The organism is Paraflavitalea sp. (assembly GCF_059502485.1).
Genome location: NZ_JCACET010000008.1, coordinates 455303 through 471687, shown reverse-complemented (window position 1 = coordinate 471687; position 16385 = coordinate 455303). Strand labels below are relative to the sequence as shown.

Below are 16385 nucleotides of genomic sequence, written 5' to 3'. Positions count from 1 at the left end.
TTCTACACTATTGTCTGCTGCACTTTGAAGGTATCATCAAATACGACCATGCTGGCTTCGTAGCCTTTTTCGATCTTACCGAGTTTTTTGTCTTTGATGAAGTTGGCAGGGTAAGTGGACGCCATGCGCAGCGCTTCGTCGAGCGGAATGCCCACTTGTTCTACGCCGTTCTTTACGCATTGCATCATCGTCAATGCAGAACCTGAGAGTGTGCCATCGGGCAGATCATAATGATCGTTTTTATAGATGTGCTTATATTCTCCTACTATTGCTTCGGCCACTGCGTCTGTAATAAAGAACAGGCGTTCTTTCATCAGTTGCTTTGCAATCTTTACTGCCGTGTAATTAACATGTATGCCATCGCACACGATGCTGCTTTGTGCAGTGGGGTGATTAAAGATGGCGCCTACCATGCCCGGCTCCCGGTGCTGGAAGGGGGACATGGCATTGTAGAGGTGTGTGGCCAAGGGTATGCCTTTATCAAAGGCTTGTGTTGCCTGTTTGTAGGTCGCGTTGGTGTGACCGGCGGAAACGAGGATGCCTTCCTGTATCAATAAATCAATCAGTTTGGTATGGCATTGTTCCGGCGCCAGGGTCATCATTTTGAATATGCCTTTCCCTTTTTCAAGCAGCATATTTATTTCCTGCGCGGAAGGTGTTTTTATACAGTTCTCCAGGTGTGCTCCTTTCTTGACCGGATTGATGTAGGGCCCTTCGAGGTGTAATCCTAACAAGCCTTTGCCGCCCTGCTCCTGGTAGGCCTTCGCTACTTCCATTCCTCTCCCGAATTTTTCTATGGTGTTGGTGGCCATCGTGATCATGAAGTACGTGCAGCCGCCGGAAAGACAATATTGATAGGTCGCTTCAAGGGAAGCGATACTTAGTTCTTCGGAAAACAGTTTGCGGTTGCCGCCGTAGATCTGGAGGTCGATTAAAGCAGGGGCTACCGAAAGACCCTTCAGGTCTATCTTTTCGTATTGTGCAGGAATGGCATCTTGCTGTATGATGTCAACGATCGTGTTGTTGGCGGTGAGTACCGCTTTGCCTGTTTCTACCCTGTTTCCGGTATAAATGGTGGCGTTGGTATATGCGATGGACATGTTAGGCTTATGATTGTATGATAAAGTTATCAGCGTCTTCGAGGAAGGGTAGTTTGTGGCGTATCTCTTCCAGCTTCTCTTTTTGCAGGGTGACCGTGTGTATATCTTCGTCGTGTGCCTTGGTGTACATCACTTCGCCCATGGGATCAATGATCATGCTGTCGCCGCTGTGGTATATGTCATTGCCGTCTTTGCCCACGCGGTTTACGCCTATTACGTAGCTCTGGTTTTCAATGGCCCTTGCCTGCAGTAATGTTTTCCAGGCATGGTTGCGGCGTTCGGGCCAGTTGGCAACGTATATCATCAGGTCGTATTCTGTTTCGTTCTTCTCTGCATCGGCTTCTGTGAGTGGTGTTGCCTGGCGTGCCCACACGGGAAAGCGCAGGTCGTAACAAACCAGCAGGTTGATGCGCCAGCCTTTCACGGAGGCGATCAATCGTTTATGCCCGGGGGTATAGTGTTCATCTTCTCCGGCATAGGCAAACAAATGGCGTTTGTCGTAATAGCCGTATTGTCCGTTGGGCAACATCCATATCAGGCGGTTATAATATTTGCCCTCTTCTTCAATAATGAGGCTGCCGGTAAGTATGATCCTTTGCTGAGCGGCAATTCTTTTCATCCACGCAACGCTTTCTCCTTCCATCGTCTCTGCCAGCAATTCGGGTTTCATGCTAAAGCCTGTGCTGAACATTTCGGGGAGTATCACTACTTCCGTTTTTTGCAGCTGCCGGATCTTTTGTTCCAGCATTTGCAGGTTGGCGGCTTTGTCTTCCCAATGGAGACTTGTTTGTATCGTGGTAATGGTGAGTGTAGACATATCGAATCGGATATCTAATTGTCAATTCAGGGTATAAAAGTACCACTTCAACCGTTAGCAAGCTAATCGGCCGATTGCTGCTGTTATTTTCGCTTTTCAATTTATTTTCTATGGCATTCAGGGGTAAAGTGCTATTAAACCCGCTTACGGGACAGGATATTATTTTTCTTCAAACATCAAAGGACACGGCAGGCCGGTTGTTGAAAATGCAGTCGGTGTATAATACGCAATCACGCGAGCCTATTGCACATTATCATCCTGAGCAGGAAGAGGATTTTACCGTGCTGGAAGGCGAGCTTAGTGTTAAGATCAATGGTCAGCTGACCGTTTATAAAGCGGGTGAACATTTTTATATCCCGAAGGGAACTGTTCACAGTATGTGGAATGCATCGGTTAGCAAAACGATCGTGAACTGGGAAGTGAGGCCCGCTATGAATACGGAATATTTGCTTGAAACAACTGCCGGCCTGGCGAATGATGGGAGAACGGGCGCCGATGGAAAGCCTGGCCTGCTGCAGATTGCTTTGATCGCTAAACGGTACAGCGACGTATTCAGAATAGCCAAGCCTCCTTATATCGTGCAGCGGATATTATTTACTTTATTGAGTCCTTTTGCGCGACTGGCCGGTTACAAGGCTTCTTACCGGGAACATCTGGATTGATGGAGGATTATTTTATCAATGTCATTGAATTAAGGTGAGCCGCCCTGCCGCCCGCAATAGCAATGCCGCAGGGCGACCCACCTTTAAACTTATGATTACACTGTCGCATTGTCTTTGACAGTATCGGCCGTGTCGTTTTCTGCGATTTCTTCTTCGTGTTTTTCGGAGACTGTTTTTCCCCGTTCTTTATCTCCCAGGATGTATACCAGTTTGGCTACGAGTGCTGTCCAACCTGTTTGGTGGCTGGCACCCAGCCCACTACCGTTATCACCGTGGAAGTATTCATAAAACAGGATGAGGTGTTCATTGCCGGGACGCTCATAGAAAGGACTTTCCTCTCCATTGGTTGGGCGTTTTCCTTTTTCATCTTTATCGAATAGCTTGATCAGTCGCAGGGTAAGTTCATCGGCCACCTGTATCAGATTCATTTGCGTGCCTGACCCAACAGGGCATTCCACCAGCAGGTCGTCGCCATAGAACTCGCCAAAGCGGCGGATGGATTCGATGATGATATAGTTGATCGGCATCCACACGGGCCCGCGCCAGTTGGAGTTGCCGCCAAAGAAATCGGAAGTAGAGTCGCCGGGGTCGTATTGTACTTTGTAATCAACTCCATTGATCGTGACCTCATAGGGGTTTTGCTCGTGGTACTTCGACAATGCCCTGATGCCATAGTCCGAGAGGAACTGTGTTTCATCCAGCAGTCGCTCCAGCAGTTGCACCAGTTTTTCGCGGGGCACCAATGAGAGCAGGATCTCCTGTCCACCTGTCCGTTCTTCGTTGGGCCAGAAGCGACCGTTCTTCAGGCGGTAGTTCTCGAACCAGGTAATGCGTTTTTTGAAATCGCCCAGCTTGTCCAGTATCTTCTTTTCGATGATGGATACGGCGAAGAGGGAAGTCAGGCCCACAATGGAATAAACGCGCAGGTGGAGGGGCGCCGAGCCTGCGATGGACAACGTATCATAAAAAAACTTATCGTCTGCATTCCACATGCCTTGCTCGTTGAGCGCTTCGGCGATGAGTACAAAGTGTTCGAAGAACTTGGTGGCCGTGTCTTCAAATGCCTCATCTTTCATCGCAATCTCCATGGCCATGTCCATCATATTCAGGGCATACATGCCCATCCAACTGGTACCATCGGCCTGCTCTAACTGCATGGTGCCGGGGAGCACGCTGCTGCGGTTGAATACGCCAATGTTATCCAGCCCGAGGAAGCCTCCTTCGAACATGTTGTTTCCGTTGGAGTCCTTGCGGTTGATCCACCAGGTGAAGTTGATGATGAGCTTCTGGAATATGCGTTTCAGGAAGGCGATGTCGCCTTTACCGGTACGGTTCTTTTCTATGCGGTACACCTGCAATGCGGCCCAGGCCTGCACGGGCGGGTTCACGTCGCCGAAGTTCCACTCGTAGGCGGGTAACTGGCCATCGGGCTTCATGTACCATTCGCGCATGATGAGCAGCAGCTGGTGTTTGGCGAACGTGGGATCTACCATCGCCAGGGGAATGCACTGAAATGCAAGGTCCCAGGCGGCATACCAGGGGTACTCCCATTTGTCGGGCATGGAGATAATATCCTGGTTCTTCAGGTGTTTCCAGTCGGAATTGCGACCGTGGAGCTTCCCGGGATTCACATCGGTGATGCCGTCGCTGGTGGTAAGCCAGCGCTCCACATCGTAGTGGTAGTATTGTTTGCTCCACAAAACGCCCGACAAAGCGAGGCGTTGTATCTTTTTCCACTCAGGGTTGGTGGTGGTTTTCAGCACTTCGTCATAAAATGCATCTGTTTCTTCTCTCCGGGCGTTGAAAATACTGGTGAACCCTGTGGCGAAGGGGTTATCGAATATTTTATTGCTCAACCGCAGGTAGGTCGTTTTGGTAGCGCCGGGTTCGATGCGGTATTTATATACCGGAGAAAACTTGGTGCCTGTTTTCCTTTGGCGGAGGGCATTCAGGTCTTCTCCTTTTATGATGGCTTTGTGGAAGGCGTCTTTGGTAAAGGGCGTGGTAGGGGGCTGACCGGAGACAATTTCGTGATTGGTCTCGTTTTCAGTCATGAGGCTATCCGACGCCGGCATATAATATAGGTAATAGGCGCCCAACCGGGGGTGGGTGGCCTTTACCGAAGTTTTGTCGCGCCGCGTGATATGGGGCTTTTTCTCGGATTGGTCATAAGACCAGCGGTTGTAGAACCATAAAACGGGGGCGAGGGTAATGTCGGCTGCTTCCGAGTACCGGTTCGTGATATCGATCTTAATGAAGATGTCCTTGGAGTTTTCCTTGGCATAGGTAACCAGGACGTCGAAATACTGGTCTTTGTCGAAGATGCCGGTATCGAGTATTTCATACTCGGGCTCCTGCCTTGACCGGCCGCGGCTTTCTTCTTTTAGCTTGTTGTAGGGAAACTCACGCTGCGGGTACTTGTAGAGGTACTGCATGTAGTAGTGTGTGGGCAGGTTGTCGAGGTGGTAATACAACTCTTTTACATCCTCGCCGTGGTTGCCTTCGTAGTTGCCCAGGCCAAACAGGCGTTCCTTGAGTATGTGGTCTTTGCCGTTCCACAGGGAAATGCCGAAGCAAAGGTTTTGGAAAAAGTCGGAGATGCCGGCCAGTCCATCCTCTCCCCAGCGGTATGCGCGGCAGTGTGCATGATCGAAAGGGAAGTAGTTCCAGGCATCGCTGTTCATGCTATAATCTTCCCGCACAGTGCCCCATTGCCTTTCGCTGAGGTAAGGGCCCCATTGCTCCAGTGGTATCTTTTTAGTTGAATTGACGGTTAATCGCTGATGTTCTGCGGTAGTCATGGTGTTGTTTTCGTTCCACAATATCTCTCTTGCAATAGCGTAAAAGCTATTTATTAGGCAAACAACGCTAAAAGGATAGGTTTTATTAAGTGAATTTACAGCTTTACGCAGGGATAAAAAACAAAAAGGCCGCTCCTTCGAGAAGCGGCCCCTACCAAAACTACTGCTTATACTACTTCTTTATTCTTTAAAATGAACCGGGATGGTTCATATGATCTCAAAAAATAAGGTGCCGGCCACCCTCTACCGACACCTTAACAGACGCACAAAATCTAACTCACACCTTGCTTGCCTGTGTTATAGCTCCTTTGGAAAAGTTTAATGGCTGAATATTTAAAAGCAATCACCAACAAAAATCCTTCACCCTCTTACTGCTGATGATTGCTTTCATCAGTTTTCATGGTCATCATTCATGACATAGCAAATGTGCGAATTATCGGACCCCCTAACAATAGCATGAAGATGTGAGAATTAATACTTACAGCTGTTCGCTTTTGCGCTGAACTTAGCATGTGTTGCGATTCATGTCTCTTTTCTTCCATTTATCCCCTTTTTGGCTGCGCTGGTACTACTTAGTGGTATCACATATCTGTGTGGTTTTGGGCAAAAGTTCTTCAAAAGAAAAAAGGGATGGTTATTTTTGATAATACTTACGCCCACTCCCTTGTTACGATCAACGGTTTATACCATCCTGCTCTTTTGTTTGCCCTCCATGTTGTTGGCGCAGCATCGCAAATATGTTTTCAACAGGCTGTCTTCGCGGGAGGGCCTTGCTTCCAACCATGTGTACAGTATTCTGCAAGATCAGAAGGGTTTTACCTGGCTGGGCACTGCCAACGGGCTTCAGCGTTTCGATGGACGTAAGGTTGTTATGTTCCGGCCGCCGGTAGGAGATAAGAATTATCTGCCTGCCGTGCCTATCAAGCAAATTGCCGAAGATGTCAATCATCATTTCTGGGTGAGGACTGAACAAGAGGTAGGGATCTTTGATCCGGTGACTTTCCGTTATAAAAAGGCTATCGTGAAAACCGGTATGGATGTTCCGCCGCGATCGGAGTCTTTCCTGTGGATGGATAGCAAGGGTAATATTTTCCTCATCATTACCAAGGTAGGTGTACTGGCTTATGACTGGAAGTCGAATACGTTCAGCAAAGATGAAGGCCGCATACGTATTCCTAAAGGCTGGAGTGTGCGGCGACTGATGGAAGACCCCAAGACCGGCAACTATTGGATGGGCGCCGATTCGGGATTGGCGATGTACAACGTGCAAACAAAGTCGTTGAGTTATTATGGTCACAATGCTGACCGGGTGGCTCTGCTCGACGATCCGCTTTTTACTGAACCAGTAACGGTGATGTTCATAGACCGACAGTCGCGCTTCTGGCTCACGATCTGGAATCCGCGAAGTATCGAAAAGTTCTTTTGTTATGATATTACTACCGGTCGCATGACAAAGGATACTGCCGGTTTATTTATTCATACTGCTGCTTACAAGGAAGTCAATGCTTTTACACAACAGGCCAATGGCGCTATCTGGGCTTATGGTGACAGGTTGCTGATGGAGCTCGACACGCTTACCAAACGTTTTCAATATATCCGCAATGATTATGTAGATGATTACGATATTAAATATGACATGGTCTATTGCATGTATGAGGACCGTGAGCAGAATACATGGATCGGCACTGATGAGGGGGTTTATATTTTCAATCCTGCCCGGCAGTTGTTTTACAGTATGGTGTTGCAGGATGATCAACCGGATAACAATAAAAGAAGTCTGCAGGTAAATTCTTTCCTGGAAACAACTAATAATAGCTTGTTGATCGCCTCCTGGGGATTGGGCACTTTTTCCTGCGACAGTAATTTTCTTCCTCATAAAAATAATGTGCTGAAGGGTGTACCAGCTGATGATAAAAATTATGGCATGCAATGGGACCTGCACCAGGAAAAGGCAACAGGCCGTATCTGGGTGGCGTGTCAGGAAGGGCGCATCATTGTACACGATCCTGCTACCGGCGCTTCTGCCTTTTATAAACTACCGCTGGCAGAGCAACGTACTATCCGGCAGATCTCTGAAGACAAGGATGGTAATATCTGGCTGGCCACGCAGTATGGTCATCTCATCAAGTGGGACGCTTCGGCGGGGTATGGCAAAAACTTTCTGCAAGGATTCAAGCTCGTACAATCTATCAATACGATTGTATACAGGATGGTAGTAGATAATGACGGATTTATTTGGTTATGTTCTCATATGAAAGGGCTTTACCGGATGGACCCGCGCTCTGGTGAAATGGTGGCTCACTATGATTCAAAAGGCGGGCCTGAGCGTTCGCTTTATTATGATATTGTAAATGACATCTTCCAATATAACGATAGCTTGTACTTCGTCGCTACCGGCGCGCTGAACCTGCTCAATAAGAATACCGGTGCAATTCAGCAGATCACCTCTGATGACGGATTGCCTTCGATGAGTGTGAACAGTATTGAAAAGGATGGTGAGGGTAATTTATGGCTGGGTCTTGCTGATGGTATTTGCCGGTATAATTATAAGCGGAAGGTGTTTACTCTTTTTACGCAGAAGGATGGTATCATATATTCAAATTTTAAATATAATGCCAGTATCCGGTTGCACAATGGCAAGCTCGTTTTTGGCAACCCGCACAACTTTGTTTACTTCCAGCCTGAGCGGGCTTACAGTTCGGCTCCTCCACTGGATGTTACTATTACGGATTTTAAGTTGTTCAATACTTACCTGCCGCCGGATTCTATCATGAAGCTCAACAGGGTAGAACTGAATCACTCGCAAAATTCCCTGACCATTGAATTTGCAGCGCTGAGTTTTTTACAACGGGATAAGATTGTTTACTATTATCAATTCGAAGGGATCGATCAGGAATGGATCAGGGCTGACAAAGGGTTGTTTGCCAATTATACTTCTTTGCCATCGGGGCATTATACGTTCAAAGTGAAATGTGAGAATGCGGATGGTATCGAATCGAAAAGTATTACCACGCTTAAGATCTATATCCGGCCTCCTTTCTGGAAAACCTGGTGGTTCCTTTCGCTGGTAGCTATTGCCGTGGCCGGGTTGATCTATTTCATCCACCGGTTGCGGGTGAATCAACTGCTCGGTATGGAAAAGGTGCGCACCCGTATTGCCCGCGACCTGCATGATGATATGGGCTCTACGCTGAGCACCATCAATATCCTGAGTGAGATGGCCAAAATGAAGGTGATGAAGGATGCGGAAAAAACCAGCGAGTACCTGGGTAAGATCAGTGACAACAGCAGCCGGATGATGGAGGCGATGGACGATATCGTGTGGAGTATCAATCCTATGAACGACAGCATGCAGCGTATCACTGCGCGCATGCGCGAGTTTGCGACCGGTGTGCTGGAAGCGCGGAATATCGATTTCACTTTCCGGGTAGATGAGCAGGTGCAAGACCTGAAGCTGGATATGGAAGCACGCCGCGACTTTTTCCTGCTGTTCAAGGAGGCTGTTAACAACCTGGCGAAATATTCCCAATGTAAAAATGCACTTATCGACATCTCGATCCTGAAGGAGCGGTTGATCATGAAGATTGTAGATGATGGGATCGGGTTTGACGTGCAGCATGCCGACTCTGGCAACGGCCTGATCAACATGAAGAAAAGGGCGCAGTCGCTGAATGGTACACTGGCCATAGAATCGAAGCCGGGTGGGGGCACGAAGGTGTTGCTGGATGTTCCGGTGACATAATTATGTGATTGCTGCTGGCGAAATAAATGTATATTTTTGTTAGATAAATTGCCATTTGATGATCAATGTCATGTTATATGAGGATAATCCCCAGCTGAGAGAGGGTTTGTCGATGCTGCTCAACGGCTCGGATGGGTTTGAGGTAATTGGTGCTTTCAAGAACTGCAATAATGTAGTAAGTGAAGTGGAAGCATTAAGACCTGATGTGATCCTTATGGACATCGACATGCCGGGCACCAATGGCATCGACGGTTTGAAGCTTATTCGCCAGGCGAACATCAATGTCAAGATCTTGATGTTGACTGTTTTCGATGACAACAAGAATGTGTTTGAAGCTATTAAGAACGGGGCCAACGGCTACTTACTTAAAAAGACTCCTCCTGCCAAGCTGCTGGAATATATACAGGAAGCGCATACCGGCGGTGCGCCTATGACTTCTTCTATCGCTACGCAAGTATTAAAAATGTTTTCCCAAGCCCACAATGATGTGGGTAGTGATTATCATCTTTCTGAAAGGGAAAAGCAAGTGCTGCAATGGCTGGTCAATGGTTATAGTTATAAAATGATCGCCTCAGAAATGTTCATCTCTATCGATACGGTCCGTTCTCACATCAAAAAGATCTACGAAAAGCTGCATGTAAATTCCAAGAGTGAAGCTGTAGCCAAGGCTTTCAAGGATAAGATCGTTTAATCTATCTACACTACTTACTGTTAAAGTCTGTTAATCACATTTACATGCGATTGATAGGGGTGCTGCGTTTTATAGTTTTGCGGTGTCAATGTGTATATGTATTTATAATCAATTTTATCGTATAGCCATGTTACATTCATTTCGCCGCCTGTTGGTGGCCTTGCTCGGTTTTGTGCTACTTTCTACCACAGCCTGCAAAAAAGACAAAGATCCTCATACGCCAGTGCCACCTGCTAAGCAGAAAAAGCTGGTGAAAATTCAAGAGTCTCCTGATGATTACACCAGCTTCGATTATAACACTGATGGAACGCTGCAGAAGATGACCGTTTCCAACCGGTTTGAAAGTGGCTTAATTGTTTATAGTCTTACGCTGCAATATGGCGCCGATAAGAAAATCGATCAGGCTGTTTACAATAATGGTAATAAACTGAAATTCTTCTATGAGAATGGGCTGCTTACCAAAACAGAGCTTGCGGATGATAAGGGAGTATTGCTCAACGTTTACACTTTTATCTACGATTATAAGAAACGATTGACTACCTATACAGTGTTTGGCCCTTTCCCACTGGATGATGGCGCGCCCGGCACTTCTTATAAGCCTGTGTTGAAAACAGAATATGCTTATTTCAATGTGAATGATTCACTGGTTCATGAAGCTGTTACCTACAAGCGCAATCCTGTTACTAAACAAATGGACAAATGGCTCATTGTGCGGGCTGATTCTTATGATGACAAAAAGAATCCTTTGGCTGAGCTGGGCGATCTCAGTCTGGCTTTATTCCAGGAAGTGAGCAAGCGTAATGTTACTTCCGGAGGAATATATGATGCCGACTATATTCTCAAGGAGTATACAGAGAATGATTACACTTACCGTGGGGATGGTTATCCATCGGCCAACGTGCAGAAATCATTGGATCCGCGAGGAACTATACCCACTATCTTAAACATTACTTACACCTATCAGTAATCATGTGATGCCGCGGGGTGCTATCCCCACTTTTGGTGAGTCTATTCACATCTTTATGTTATTGTACAAGGCCTCCGCGCGGGTTAGCTTTGTGAAGCAAATTAAAAAGTATAATCATGAAACAGTCGATGCAGGTAATTGCGATGGTAGCATTTCTCGGCTGCTTTGCTGTACTGGTCATAGCGGCTGGTAGTGGCAAAGCGAAGTCACAGGAAAATTGTAGTGAAGAGTGGAAGAAGGGGATGAAGCATGAGAAGAAGACCGTGAAGTCGGAAGCTGGTATTACAGCGGGTTGCATGGCCACTTGTTCCCGTGAAGTAAAGCAGGATGTTGTTTTTCCTGTGGAGTTATTCCACGCAGTACTTTAATTATTGGACGGATATTATATAGATCGTTTTTTTAATCAGGCAGTTTTCTCAAGGGTGGTTTACAATCCCGTCTCAACAGGACGGGATTTTTTATGCCCATATTCCCGAGAGCCAGCCCAGCAGTAAACAAACGAAAACAATGACGGGAGAGGGGAGGCGTGAAAAAGTGAGGAGCAGCCAGGTGCCTATGATCACGCCGATATTCAACAGGCTTACTGTTTTAAATTCCGTGATGGTGATGTCTTTCATCATGTAGCAGGTGGAAGCTACCATTATTCCTACTACTACGGCATTGATTCCTTCCAGTGCCCGGAATACTACTGCATAGCGTTGCAGGTTGTGCCATATGGGGAAAAAGAATAATACAAGCAGGGCGCTTGGTAAAAAGATAGCGACCGAAGCTATTATACATCCCAGTATCTGCCAGGCCGGGCCATTGTCGTTCATGGCCATGCCGCCCATGTAGGAGGATATTGAAAATACCGGTCCGGGGATGGCACGAACAATCCCTGCTCCGGTATAAAAATCATCGCGCTCGATACTGATCACATTTTCTTTCTTGTATTGGTTGCTCCGGATTACCTGTTCCGATTTCGGCCTTTCCACATATTGCTCGTACATCATCGGTATCAGCACCTGGCCACCACCAAATACCAGGCTGCCAAAACGGTATGTATTCTCAAGGAGGTTGAGGGGCCTGCGGTTGGGCCAGTCCTGGGTCCGCGCCAATTCACTCACTACACCCGCACTGATGAACAGGATGGCGAATAACCAGATGTTGCCCCACTTGATCTTTTTGGGCGGCACTCCTTTTTGCGGGATACGCTTATCGCTGAGGTTGGTCACAAATCCACCGGCCACTATCAGGATGGGAAATACCCACGGGCTTTTGAACAGAAAGAACGTGACGATGGCGCTCACGATCAGGATCACTTTGGTGATGGTGTTGTGGATGGCCAGTTTGAACGATTTGGTAGCGGCAAATGCCAGGAAGCCAACAGCCATCGGCTGTATGAACTTGAACACACTGACGTTTTGGGCGCGGGCATCGAAATAGGGCAACAAAAATGAGAAGGCGCCCATCAGTATGCAGGCCGGCGATATCCAAATAAGTAAGGTCAATACGGCCAGTGGCACTCCGCCTCTTTTGTACCCGATGAGGGTAAGAACCTGGGTGGAAGAGGCGCCGGGCAACAGCTGGCAAAAGGAGTTATAGTCCAGTACTTCTTTTTCGGTTACGTCCTTCCGTTGGTGCACGAATGTTTTCATCACCATACCGAAGTGACCCTGTGGGCCACCAAATGCTGAGATGCTATGAATGAAAACAGCTCGAAGAAAGGGGATATGTCGTAACAGTACCATGAACGGGCGAAAGGTACTAAACTTCGCTATTTTTCCGGCTTCCACTTCGAGCGGGGTTCGAAATGCTGCCAGAGGAGTGCCGATAGTTTACGGCATAGTGTCCAGGCTTCGTTGGTAGAAGCCCAGCTTTGGTCTTCGAGGTTTTTGGAGCTGATCGTATATACGTATGGTCCGCTGGGGGCCATTACCAGCAGGGTTTCATTGCGGGACTGGTTGACCTCGCCGGTTTTAGAAGCTACAAATATGTAGGGTGGTATTTGAGAAATGCCGTTCACATCATGATAATTTCTACCCAATACCCGCAGCATCCGTTCACTGGCTTTTGGGCTGACGACTTCGCCCCGGTAAATCTTTTCCATGAGGGTCGATATTTCGCGAGGTGTGGTTTGTCCCCAGCCAAACTGTTTACGGTTTTCTTCCCGACCTGGTGTCCGGGAGTTTACGCGGGTAAACCGGAGGCCGAGTGAATCCAGTATTTCATTGATGCGGGCGCCTGTGCCCGCAAGGCTCTGGAGCCAGAGGCTGGCCGTGTTGTCGCTCATGGTTAGCATCAACATCATCACTTTGCTCAGTTCTATCTTTTCGCCGCTCTTGAAGGAGCCGAGGATATCCACGCCGGCATACAGTAAGGAGTCCTTATATTCAAGGTCCTGGTTGTATTGGAGTTCCCCTCTTTCAATTTTATCCATTACGCCTACGAGGATGGGCACCTTTACGATGCTGGCAGTGGGGAAGAGGGTGTCAGCCTGGAATTGGGCAGTCTTACCTGTACGCAGATTTTTTACATAGATGCCTACCACGCCTCTTACCTGTTGGGCTTTTACCAGTTCATTTATTTTTTCCTGCAGTTTGCGGTCGGTGCGTGTTTGTGCAGCCAGGTTACTACTCATGATGGCGAGTAACAGGAAAGTGGTTAAACTCTTGCAGGAAATCATGCTGAACAGGGTATTTTGGCGCCCTTTTCTAAATATAAGGGGTATACACGAATTATCGCCGGAAAACCTTGCTGGGACTGGGTTTTCACTATTTCGTTGTAACTAACCGTTAGTAATACCTGTAGTATTGGATTATGTTCTATAATAGCCGTTACGTTCTATCTCTTCGGCCACTTTATCGGGCACGAGGTAGCGGATGGACTTGCCTTCTTTGATCGTATTCCTGATGTGGGTGGCTGAAATTTCGAGGAGGGGCGCTTTCAATACTTCCACGCGGGCGCCTTCGTACGTAGTGGTGACCTCATGGCCGGGCCGTTTGTATACGTAGACCGGGTAGTGGGTAAGAATATGTTGATAGTTTTTCCAACGGGGGAGGTTTTCAAAGCTATCGCTACCCATGATGACCGCGAATTGGTGCTGCGGATATTTTTCGCTGAGGTAGGTGAGGGTATCGACGGTGTAGGAAGGGCGGGGCAGGCGGAACTCGATATCTGTGACTTTCAATTCGTGGGAGTCCTCAATAGAGAGTTGTATAAAATACAAGCGATGAAATTCATTCAATAAGCCGGCCGAGGGCTTTAGTGGATTCTGCGGCGACACCACAAACCATACCTGGTCGAGACCAGTATGTTGCACAACATGTTGTGCAATAATGAGGTGACCGTGATGTATGGGATTGAATGAACCGAAGTAGAGGCCAACTTTCATACCGGCAGATAATGGTGAGTTGCAATTATACCAATTCCTCTATAAATATATTGTCTGCTTCGTTGAGCCGGAGGCTAAGGTTGTAGCCAGCTACGCTGATGGAGATAGGATCGCCCAAGGGAGCAATTTGCTCTACTCTAACTGTTTCACCAGGTACGCAGCCCATTTCCATGAGTTTAAGGAAAAGATCATTATCCTCGAAAGACATTATCCGTCCTCTTCCTCCTGACCTTAACTCTGATAATCTTTTCATTTTGCTTTGTTTATATTCAACCTGCCTGACATTTATAACAAGCGGGAAGCTAAATTGATCAATCCCGAAGCATGGGGGCATTCGTTCATCGGGTAACAAATGTAGCTTTGTATTTCAATACATCTCTTACGATTTTCGAAACTTATGAATGCAGCTCCCGTTACTTTCCACTTCCTTAAGGCCATCTCGCTTTCGAACAGACAAGCTTTGAAAGCCTTCATTCCCACCATCTTCAAAAGGGAGAAGGTCTCTTTCAGGTCGCTGACTTATATCTTTTGTTCTGATGACTATCTGCTGGATATCAACCGCCAGTATCTGCAGCATGATTATTACACTGATATCATCACTTTCGATCTTTCTGCAGGTGAGGGAGGTGTAGCGGGTGAAATCTATATCAGCGTGGACCGGGTCAAGGACAATGCCCGGCAATTCAATACTACCATGGGGGAGGAGCTTCACCGGGTGATCTTTCACGGGGCTTTACACTTGTGTGGGTATAAGGACAAGACGACCAAGGAGGAGAAGCTTATGCGTGAAAAGGAAGCCGAATACCTCGTGCGCTGGAAGAAGAAGGTCAACGGTTAAGTTCTTTCTCCACCATACTTACTGCGGGGAAGAATCCTCTATTCTTTTCTCCCTTTCCTGTTTTTCTTTGGCATTCTACAGAAAGGGGATCTGCTCCGCTATCTCTTTTCGTATATTACAGGTATACACTTCTTCTATGGCCAATATCGGTCTTCTCCAGAACTCTTATTTGATCAAACCTGCTACGGGACAGGGTTTGCCAGTTGGCGAAAATATATTTGCGCTTCCCACCTGCATTTGAGCCCTGTTGTCTTACTATTGCCTTACTACTGGCTTACTATCACCTTACTATTGTCTTGCTTTTACGATGCTGTATCTATAAGTCTGCCATTAGACAGCTATACCGATGCTACTTTTTAGCTATAAAAGAGTCTGCTCTTTCCAATACCCAAGGATAACCTTTGGGTTCCTTTTTACCACTTCCTACTCCAGGTGGGGGCGCCAGCTTCCCAGCCGTTTTTAGTGAAAATGGCTCTTTTTGACTTGTTGTGCTATTAATACGGGATTACTACGGCTTTACCACGGCTTAAGTACGGCTTGTCTATGGGTTAACTATGGCTTATCTGCTTGCTATACTTACCCTATTTAGCACTTTACTTCTTCCTTCATCTACTACAAACTTAGGGCGGAGATAAGGTCACTGGCAAATAGCCTGACCGAAGTGTCCGTAAAAGACCTGTTATGACCGGTCAAAACAGGACATTCCGGTCATTGGGTCGACTTTGTAATAAATGATTTTGAAGTTACTCTATGAAAAGGAATCAGTTGAGCAAGTAAGGAAGGCTGTATATGTAAAGGATTATTTACCAGTTCTGGTTTATATACCTCCCTTGCTTAATGCCTATTGCTATGAATGAGAGACGATCAAGTTGCCCCAAAGGGTGAAAGGAAGGCTCCGGAAGACCAGGGTGAGCCGCTCCCGCCGGGCGGACAAGTCCTTAGAGGGCGACCCACCCTTGGACAGGGCAGCTTAATTCAACGACATAATCCTACTATTAAGCTTGATCCATTTCCTCCGGCTTGGTTTAATTTAATGATCCATGGGTATTCCTATTCCACACAATGCTGTCTTTACAGGGTAGGGTGGTTTGCTTACAGGGATACCTGAGCATATCAAACAACTTCTTTCAGGCAATATGGATTAAGCGCATCCACATGGTGAGATCAAATTACAGGGAAAATGCAATCTATATCTACCTGTTTAAAGCCTCCCTGTATAATGTATATTCTATCAGGGTGCTGCGGAAAGGGTTTCAAATACCTAACATACTAAGTAGGACAGCGTTTCGTTCCACGTGGAACAGGGAGGATTTAATTAGTAAGATTATGGTAGTCATACTTACCAAGGTTTAGTCAAATGGAATTATAGTGTCCTACCACCGTTTGCGGTCTGG

General features: G+C 47.0%; 13 protein-coding genes. 6 read left to right on the top strand and 7 right to left on the bottom strand.

Features of this window, described 5'->3' with window-relative positions; genetic code table 11:
* Positions 1–2: 2 nt before the first annotated feature.
* A complete protein-coding gene (gene nagA, locus AC5JBY_RS04615; RefSeq protein ID WP_495903385.1) occupies positions 3–1100 on the bottom strand; it encodes an N-acetylglucosamine-6-phosphate deacetylase in 1098 nt (365 codons plus the stop codon).
* A gap of 7 nt (positions 1101–1107) precedes the next feature.
* Positions 1108–1917 (bottom strand): amidohydrolase, encoded by an 810-nt coding sequence (locus tag AC5JBY_RS04610; RefSeq protein WP_495903384.1) that lies wholly within the window; start codon positions 1915–1917, stop codon positions 1108–1110.
* A 110-nt stretch (positions 1918–2027) separates the two neighbouring features.
* On the opposite strand from AC5JBY_RS04610, the gene AC5JBY_RS04605 reads away from it, so the two are divergent.
* Positions 2028–2579 carry a cupin domain-containing protein gene (locus AC5JBY_RS04605; protein WP_495903383.1) on the top strand — a complete coding sequence of 184 codons (552 nt, stop codon included), beginning with the start codon at positions 2028–2030 and terminating at the stop codon, positions 2577–2579.
* Between the two features lie 95 nt (positions 2580–2674).
* On the opposite strand, the gene AC5JBY_RS04600 is transcribed toward AC5JBY_RS04605, so the two are convergent.
* Positions 2675–5380: an MGH1-like glycoside hydrolase domain-containing protein gene (locus tag AC5JBY_RS04600; RefSeq protein ID WP_495903382.1), complete on the bottom strand. Its 2706-nt coding sequence runs from the start codon at positions 5378–5380 to the stop codon at positions 2675–2677.
* A gap of 664 nt (positions 5381–6044) precedes the next feature.
* Between AC5JBY_RS04600 and AC5JBY_RS04595 the strand changes: the two genes are divergently transcribed.
* The 4 genes from AC5JBY_RS04595 to AC5JBY_RS04580 all read left to right on the top strand — a co-directional run bounded on the left by AC5JBY_RS04595 (position 6045) and on the right by AC5JBY_RS04580 (position 11148).
* Positions 6045–9122, top strand: a complete 3078-nt coding sequence (locus tag AC5JBY_RS04595; protein WP_495903381.1) for a ligand-binding sensor domain-containing protein — start codon at positions 6045–6047, stop codon at positions 9120–9122.
* A 58-nt stretch (positions 9123–9180) separates the two neighbouring features.
* Positions 9181–9813: a response regulator gene (locus AC5JBY_RS04590; protein WP_495903380.1), complete on the top strand. Its 633-nt coding sequence runs from the start codon at positions 9181–9183 to the stop codon at positions 9811–9813.
* 127 nt (positions 9814–9940) lie between these two features.
* Positions 9941–10780 carry a hypothetical protein gene (locus AC5JBY_RS04585; RefSeq protein WP_495903379.1) on the top strand — a complete coding sequence of 280 codons (840 nt, stop codon included), beginning with the start codon at positions 9941–9943 and terminating at the stop codon, positions 10778–10780.
* Positions 10781–10896: 116 nt separating this feature from the next.
* Positions 10897–11148: a hypothetical protein gene (locus AC5JBY_RS04580; protein ID WP_495903378.1), complete on the top strand. Its 252-nt coding sequence runs from the start codon at positions 10897–10899 to the stop codon at positions 11146–11148.
* A 90-nt stretch (positions 11149–11238) separates the two neighbouring features.
* Here the strand turns inward: AC5JBY_RS04580 and AC5JBY_RS04575 are convergent, their stop codons facing one another.
* The 4 genes from AC5JBY_RS04575 to AC5JBY_RS04560 form a co-directional block, all read right to left on the bottom strand.
* Positions 11239–12510 (bottom strand): chromate transporter, encoded by a 1272-nt coding sequence (locus AC5JBY_RS04575; protein ID WP_495903377.1) that lies wholly within the window; start codon positions 12508–12510, stop codon positions 11239–11241.
* A 26-nt stretch (positions 12511–12536) separates the two neighbouring features.
* Positions 12537–13445: a serine hydrolase gene (locus tag AC5JBY_RS04570; RefSeq protein WP_495903376.1), complete on the bottom strand. Its 909-nt coding sequence runs from the start codon at positions 13443–13445 to the stop codon at positions 12537–12539.
* 132 nt (positions 13446–13577) lie between these two features.
* Positions 13578–14153 carry a nicotinate (nicotinamide) nucleotide adenylyltransferase gene (gene nadD / locus AC5JBY_RS04565; RefSeq protein WP_495903375.1) on the bottom strand — a complete coding sequence of 192 codons (576 nt, stop codon included), beginning with the start codon at positions 14151–14153 and terminating at the stop codon, positions 13578–13580.
* Positions 14154–14178: 25 nt separating this feature from the next.
* Complete coding sequence (locus AC5JBY_RS04560) at positions 14179–14406, bottom strand: FeoA family protein (protein ID WP_495903374.1); 228 nt, start codon at positions 14404–14406, stop codon at positions 14179–14181.
* 144 nt (positions 14407–14550) lie between these two features.
* Between AC5JBY_RS04560 and ybeY the strand changes: the two genes are divergently transcribed.
* A complete protein-coding gene (gene ybeY, locus AC5JBY_RS04555; protein ID WP_495903373.1) occupies positions 14551–14991 on the top strand; it encodes an rRNA maturation RNase YbeY in 441 nt (146 codons plus the stop codon).
* Positions 14992–16385: the final 1394 nt, after the last annotated feature.

Coding starts and splice junctions, on each gene's coding strand:
- nagA (WP_495903385.1), bottom strand. CDS start 1,100: ATGTCCATCGCATATACCAACGCCACCATTTATACCGGAAACAGGGTA.
- AC5JBY_RS04610 (WP_495903384.1), bottom strand. CDS start 1,917: ATGTCTACACTCACCATTACCACGATACAAACAAGTCTCCATTGGGAA.
- AC5JBY_RS04605 (WP_495903383.1), top strand. CDS start 2,028: ATGGCATTCAGGGGTAAAGTGCTATTAAACCCGCTTACGGGACAGGAT.
- AC5JBY_RS04600 (WP_495903382.1), bottom strand. CDS start 5,380: ATGACTACCGCAGAACATCAGCGATTAACCGTCAATTCAACTAAAAAG.
- AC5JBY_RS04590 (WP_495903380.1), top strand. CDS start 9,181: ATGATCAATGTCATGTTATATGAGGATAATCCCCAGCTGAGAGAGGGT.
- AC5JBY_RS04585 (WP_495903379.1), top strand. CDS start 9,941: ATGTTACATTCATTTCGCCGCCTGTTGGTGGCCTTGCTCGGTTTTGTG.
- AC5JBY_RS04580 (WP_495903378.1), top strand. CDS start 10,897: ATGAAACAGTCGATGCAGGTAATTGCGATGGTAGCATTTCTCGGCTGC.
- AC5JBY_RS04575 (WP_495903377.1), bottom strand. CDS start 12,510: ATGGTACTGTTACGACATATCCCCTTTCTTCGAGCTGTTTTCATTCAT.
- AC5JBY_RS04570 (WP_495903376.1), bottom strand. CDS start 13,445: ATGATTTCCTGCAAGAGTTTAACCACTTTCCTGTTACTCGCCATCATG.
- nadD (WP_495903375.1), bottom strand. CDS start 14,153: ATGAAAGTTGGCCTCTACTTCGGTTCATTCAATCCCATACATCACGGT.
- AC5JBY_RS04560 (WP_495903374.1), bottom strand. CDS start 14,406: ATGAAAAGATTATCAGAGTTAAGGTCAGGAGGAAGAGGACGGATAATG.
- ybeY (WP_495903373.1), top strand. CDS start 14,551: ATGAATGCAGCTCCCGTTACTTTCCACTTCCTTAAGGCCATCTCGCTT.